Below are 6,068 nucleotides of genomic sequence, written 5' to 3'. Positions count from 1 at the left end.
GGTAATATGGAGTGGACAAAAGAGGTGGTGGCTAAAGGCAGAAGCATAGGTGTTGAAAAGAACGGCAATTTTTTTGTGGCAACCGATGGCAGGATAATTTCTCATTATGATCGGAATGGAGGGCTGTTAAGTACTACCTCTCTTGATTACACCTACGGCCATACGACGTGTGCTGTGTCGGTCGTTCATCCTGGAAAGGTTTTGGTGTACGGAGACAATGCGACTTTAAAATCCGCCGCCTATGTTTTTAAAATCCAGGATGTCCGGGTGCCCAATTTTACCGTAAGCGAATTGCCCGCATGGTCGGCTGGGGATCCGGCCACTCTTTTGGGTACCGTCGCTGAAAATGATCAAATTGAAATCGATCGTGAATATGGTGGACCAAAAGGGGCTGTGACATATCCTTCTTCGGGGAACTGGGAAGGGCAACTTTCAGGATTAACCGAGGGAGATAATATCGTATCGATTACCGCCAAAAATTCGGAAGGCTTTATCAATCGAATCTGGACCCGAGTAATCCTCGATACTCTTCCCCCGGTGGCGGTGATTGATTCTCCCATCGAAGGCTCAATCTATGCGACTGCACCGCAATTGAATTATTCCGTCAGTGATGGGGAAATCCAGGTTTTCCTTAACGGCAGAAGGCTTCATAAAGAAAATGGTGAACTGGTTGAGGGGCTTGTCGAAGGTGCCAATGCGCTAATGGTCATCGCAACAGACCGCGCGGGGAACACCGGATCCGATGAAGTCCGTTTTTTTGCCCATGCTGAAGCGGTAACGGAAGTGCCCTTTGAGCTGTCCTGGAAGACGCAGGCGGGTAGCGTTTCAGACGATTATGTAAGCGATTTTGTCGCTGCCCCCCAGGACGAAAGTTACCTGATCGGGTATTCCTCAGGCGATCTGACTGGTACCGGAACGGCGGGCGGAACCGACCTTGTTGTCAGCCGTTTCGATTCCGAAGGAAACCAGGTTGCGGCTTGGCAATTTGGTAGCGCAAATGACGAGAAGGATGGGGTGGCGACCCTGGATGCCGAGGGCAACCTTTACCTCGGCTGGGTCGTTCAATATCCATCGGTCAAGGGTAAGAGCGTTAACTACCGGGATCTCTCCCTCGCCAAGCTCGACCCGAATGGAGCCTTTCTCTGGAAGACAGACCTGGGGTCAAAAGGCGATGATTTCATCGAGGATATCGTTGTTGACGCCTCTGGCCATGTGATTGCCGTGGGGAGTTCCTACGAATCGATCGATCGGCAGGCCTATGGTGGAAACAGTGATTTTTTCATCGTGAAATATGACAATGCGGGCAATAAGTTGTGGACGGTTGAATCTGGCCAGACTGGGTCGGAGGATGCTTACGCCGTTGCGGTAAACGGAAATGGGGGAATCTACATCGTTGGCAGGGTTGGGGGCAGTTTGTTTGGCGAACCCGTGATCGCCGGCAGTTGTGCCTTCGTCGCCAAGTACAGTGCGGACGGAATTCGTCTCTGGTCCAGGCTTATTAAAGCCGAGGCTGCGGGGTACGCCAGTGATGTCAAGGTTGATGGCGATGGAAACGTGCGCGTTTTGGCCACGGTCGATGGAGGATTCTATCTGGGGACATACGATGGGGATGGAAATGTGATGCGGGAAGTTCAATTCCCGGTCATGCCATTGCGCAAGATGGTGCTGGATTCTCAGGGGAATGCTTTTGTTGTCGGCAGCTTTACCGGATCTTTCGCGGGCAACATTCCTCTGGGGGGGAGTGATGTGGCGATTATGAAAGTTAACGGTCTGGGCGAGAAGATCTGGACGCGCCAAGTCGGTTCCGATAACCATGATTATGTTGAGAATGTCCTGTTGGCTTCCGATGGCAGTCTCCTTCTGGGAGGCTACACCTATGGAGCCCTGGGCAATGGCTCTGCTGGCGGGGGGGATTTTTTCGTTCTTCGATTGGAGGGGCCCAAAGGCCCCGAGGTGAGCCTCGAACCGGTCGTATCGCCGACCAAAACGGATTATCAGTTGCTTTCTGGCGCGATGGAGGCAGGAACCACCATTTCGATTCAGGTAGATACTTCTGCCATTCCCGGTTCAGTCGTGTATCCCACGCCGACTTCCTGGCAATGTGAAGTGACCGGTTTGGTTGAGGGGGAGAACGCTATCACGATAAGCGCTACTGACGCCCACGGCAGAAGCGGCTCGTTAGCAACAGGCATTCTCCTCGATATTACGGCTCCTGATTTGGCCATTAATCCGGTGGTTTCTCCCACCATTCAGGCCAATCAAATGGTGAGTGGCGCCATTGAGACAGGTGCGACCGTCACAGTTTTATCAGGCGGCCCTGCAACGATTGGCCCTGTGCTTTATCCGACAGCAACGACCTGGACCTGCCAGGTCACTGGCCTGGTTCCGGGAGACAATTTGATTCAGGCGATTGCCGCAGATTCGGTGGGTAATGTTGCTATGGAGCAGGTGACCATCACCTATCAGCCGCCGCCCCCCCTGACCCTTGCCGTAAGCCCGGCGGTAATCGCCGAAACCGAGCAGGCGGACATCCGTCTGACGGTTACCAATCTTGTCCCGGCCGGGGCCAGGGTGACGGTGGAACAATCCCTTGACCTCAATCAGAATGGGGTTGTCGAAGCGGAGGAGCCGCTGGTACGCCGCTTCAGTGTTGTCGATGGTGTCATGGCCAGCGATCCGAATGTGCCCGGGGATGGCGACGGCAGCAGCGACGGTACGATCTCCGTGGTGATCAACGGCCAGTTCGTCAATGATCGGTATCATGCGGCAGGGGAGTATTTGTTCACGGTTCAATCCGCTGCCGGCGCTGACATCGAAGGCTTCAGCGTGGTCGAAACCGTTCAGCCGCAGGTTTTGAGTGGAGTTGTCCGGGATCTGCAGGCGCTGCCGGTTGGTGGTGCGCTGGTTGAACTGCTCGATGCCTGGGGGCGCAGCTTTGGGTTCGCCATGACCGATGCAGCCGGCCAATACCGTTTTAATATCGAGTTGCCGGGAGACTATCTGCCGGTGCCGATGGCAGCAGGATATGTTTACGACCATGCCGCGGCAGCGCGGGTTACGGTCACGGCCGGTCAGCAGGTGGTGCGGGATCTGGTGCTCGACAGCGGGGCGCATCAGGTCTCGGGCCGGGTGCTGGATGCGGCAAGCCTGGCGGGGCTTTCCGGCGTGCTGGTCCGGGCAGAGAATGCTCGGTATCTCGCAACAACCATGACCGCTGCAGATGGCAGTTACCGTTTTGGTTTGCCGGATGCTGTTTACAGCCTGTCGGTGCAAGCGCGTCCCGGAGATGGAGTGGCCTCTCTTGGCGCTCTGGGGGCGTCGGTTCCGCAGTTGATCCTAAATGTCAGCGCAAATCGTACTGACCAGGATCTGCTGATCCTTCCGGGAACCAGCCTGAGTTGTGGTACGGTGGCGACCTCGGTTGGTGCCGGTGTGGCAGGCGTCCCTGTTCAGGCAGTGGACACCGCAGGTTCAGAGGGGCTTGCCGAAGCCCTGAGTGATGTCCAGGGGAACTACTGCGTCGCCCTGGCGGTGGACGGGGCCTGGCGGCTGGGGTTGAACGATCGCCTTGCTCAGGGGGCCCGCCTGGTCGGTACTCTGGCCACGCCCGGCAGTCCCGACCTGACGGTCTTTGCGGTCGATGCCTGGGTAAGTGGAAGCGTTCGCAATGACAGCGCTCAGCCGGTAGCCGGCGTGCTGGTAGCAGCGAACCATCCGGCAGGTGCCGGCGCGGCAACCAAAACCAATGCCGACGGGCGCTATCTGCTTGGCCTTTCAACCGAACCAGCAGGGGACTGGTCGCTTCAAGCCGATGCAGAGGAGCTCGGTTATGAAATGGTGCCCCCCGTGACGGTGGCCCCCCGTTATGGCCAGACCCTGGTCCAGGATTTTACGGTGATCCAACCGGTCGAGCCGCTCAGCCTGGATGTCGATGCCGTACAGACGCCCACGGAGCAGTCGTCGCAAACGCTCAGCGGCAACCGTTCAATCAATGCAGCGGTGCTGGTGAGCGTGGACACCGCGGCCGAGGTTGGTGTGGTAAGCTACCCGACAGCAACAACCTGGACCTGCCCGGTGACCCATCTGGCCGAGGGGGTCAACCTGCTTACGCTTAGCGCGACGAATGGAGCGGAAGTGACTCTGCCGCAGGTGGTCAGCATCGAATATCGGCCGGTACAAACGGCGAACAGCATTGTCATAACCAGTGCCGTTTATGACGCGCGCAAAAAAGTGTTGAAGGTGAACGCGACCAGCGGTTACGGCAACGCTCAGCTGCAGGTCGACGGTTACGGTCCCATGACGTTCTCGAAGCAATTCAAGGGAAAATATGTCTGGGTCTTTGCCGAATCGGTGGCGTCAAGGCCATCTGAAGTAACGGTATCGGGCCCTGAAGGGTCGCTGACGACATCGGTTAAGTAGCGCCAACTTGCGGGAGGTTGGTTTGCCGCAATGGCAGATTCAGCAAGGGGCCCCTGCGGACATTCAGCAAATGTTCACAGGGGTTTTCTTGTTTCGGGCGGGATCAACATTCCGTTTCGTGCATTTGTTTGCTAAAGTATAAAGGTTTTGTCTGAGGCAATTTGCGAAACCCTTGAGAGGTAAACACTATGGAATGGCTATGGTCCCCGGAGGCCTGGGTGGCGCTGGTTACGCTGACGGCGTTGGAAATCGTACTCGGGATCGACAACATCATCTTTATTTCCATTTTGGTGGGACGACTGCCGGTCCACCAGCAGCAGCGGGCGCGCACCATCGGGCTGTCGCTGGCGATGGGCATGCGAATCCTTCTGCTGTTGTCGCTGGCCTGGGTGATGAGCCTGACCAAGCCGCTGTTTACCCTGTTTGAGCATGCCGTTTCGCTTCGCGACCTGATCCTGGTCGGCGGCGGATTGTTTCTGCTTTTCAAGAGCACCATGGAGATTCACAACAGCCTTGAAGGGGAGGAGGAGGTTCACGAGGGGAAGGCGACGGCCGGGTATGCCAGTGTGTTGATGCAGATCGCGGTGCTCGATATTATTTTTTCCCTCGATTCGGTCATCACCGCCGTCGGAATGGCCAGGCACTTGCCAGTGATGATCCTGGCGATCGTCATTGCCGTGGGGGTGATGATGTTTGCCGCGCGGGCCATCGGCGAGTTTGTCGATGGCCATCCGACCATCAAGATGCTGGCCCTGAGTTTTCTGATCCTGGTCGGGGTGACCCTGGTTGCCGACGGTCTGGGGATGCATATCCCCAAAGGCTACGTCTATTTTGCCATGGCTTTTTCGGTCTGCGTGGAGATGCTCAACCTCAAGGTGCGCAAGCGCAAGTCGCCGCCGGTTCATTTGCGCAAGCCGGTGCAGGAGTAGCATCATGGTTGTTCTGGGGGTGCGCTGGTGACCGATCTGCTGGATCAGGATTTCATGCGCCAGGCGATGACCGATGCGGAAGCTGCCGCCAGTATCGGCGAGGTTCCGGTTGGTGCCCTGGTGGTCAGAGCTGGTGTGGTGATCGGACGCGGCTACAATCTGCGTGAAACCAGCAACGATCCGACCACCCACGCCGAGATGATCGCGATCCGCCAGGCGGCGGGCCATATCGGGCACTGGCGCCTGCTCGACTGTACCCTTTATGTCACCCTTGAACCCTGTGTCATGTGCATGGGGGCCATCATCCTGGCCCGCATCCCGCGCCTGGTCTTCGGCTGCCGCGACCCGCGGGTCGGTGCGGCCGGCTCGATTTACGACTTTTCCCGCGATGATCGATTCAACCACAAGGTTGACGTCACCGAAGGAGTGCTAGGCGAAGAGTGCAGTGCCCAGCTTAGCGGATTTTTCCAGGAATTGCGGGCCCGAAAAAAAGCCGCCAGGGCGTTGTCCGGGCAGGATGAATAAAACGCTTGGCAAGCGGCGTCCGGATAGGGTAGTATGCGCCCGGATTCCGAGACCCATTTCGGAGGGGTGTCCGAGAGGTCGAAGGTGACAGACTCGAAATCTGTTGTAGTGCAAGCTACCGTGGGTTCGAATCCCACCCCCTCCGCCAAATGATAACAAGGGCTTAGCCAGAAATGGCTAGGCCCTTGTGCTTTT

The 6,068-nt window shown here is 57.1% G+C and carries 3 protein-coding genes and 1 tRNA gene; all 4 read left to right on the top strand.

Going from position 1 to position 6,068, the window contains the following annotated elements; translation table 11 throughout:
• Positions 1-27 precede the first annotated feature (27 nt).
• The 4 genes from ABYV89_RS13530 (at position 28) to ABYV89_RS13515 (ending at position 6,021) form a co-directional block, all read left to right on the top strand.
• The gene (locus ABYV89_RS13530; protein WP_432823473.1) at positions 28-4,419 is read left to right on the top strand and encodes a hypothetical protein; all 4,392 of its coding nucleotides are present in this window, start codon (positions 28-30) and stop codon (positions 4,417-4,419) included.
• Positions 4,420-4,607: 188 nt separating this feature from the next.
• Positions 4,608-5,348: a TerC family protein gene (locus ABYV89_RS13525; RefSeq protein ID WP_432823472.1), complete on the top strand. Its 741-nt coding sequence runs from the start codon at positions 4,608-4,610 to the stop codon at positions 5,346-5,348.
• A 54-nt stretch (positions 5,349-5,402) separates the two neighbouring features.
• Entirely contained in the window at positions 5,403-5,873 is a 471-nt protein-coding gene (tadA, locus tag ABYV89_RS13520; RefSeq protein WP_432823474.1) for a tRNA adenosine(34) deaminase TadA, read from the top strand.
• A gap of 60 nt (positions 5,874-5,933) precedes the next feature.
• A tRNA-Ser gene (locus ABYV89_RS13515) sits at positions 5,934-6,021 on the top strand.
• Positions 6,022-6,068 lie beyond the last annotated feature (47 nt).

It is taken from the genome of Trichloromonas sp., from assembly GCF_041583255.1.
In the GTDB taxonomy this organism is placed as follows: Bacteria; Desulfobacterota; Desulfuromonadia; order Desulfuromonadales; family Trichloromonadaceae; genus Trichloromonas.
This window is presented reverse-complemented; position numbering and strand designations above follow the sequence as displayed.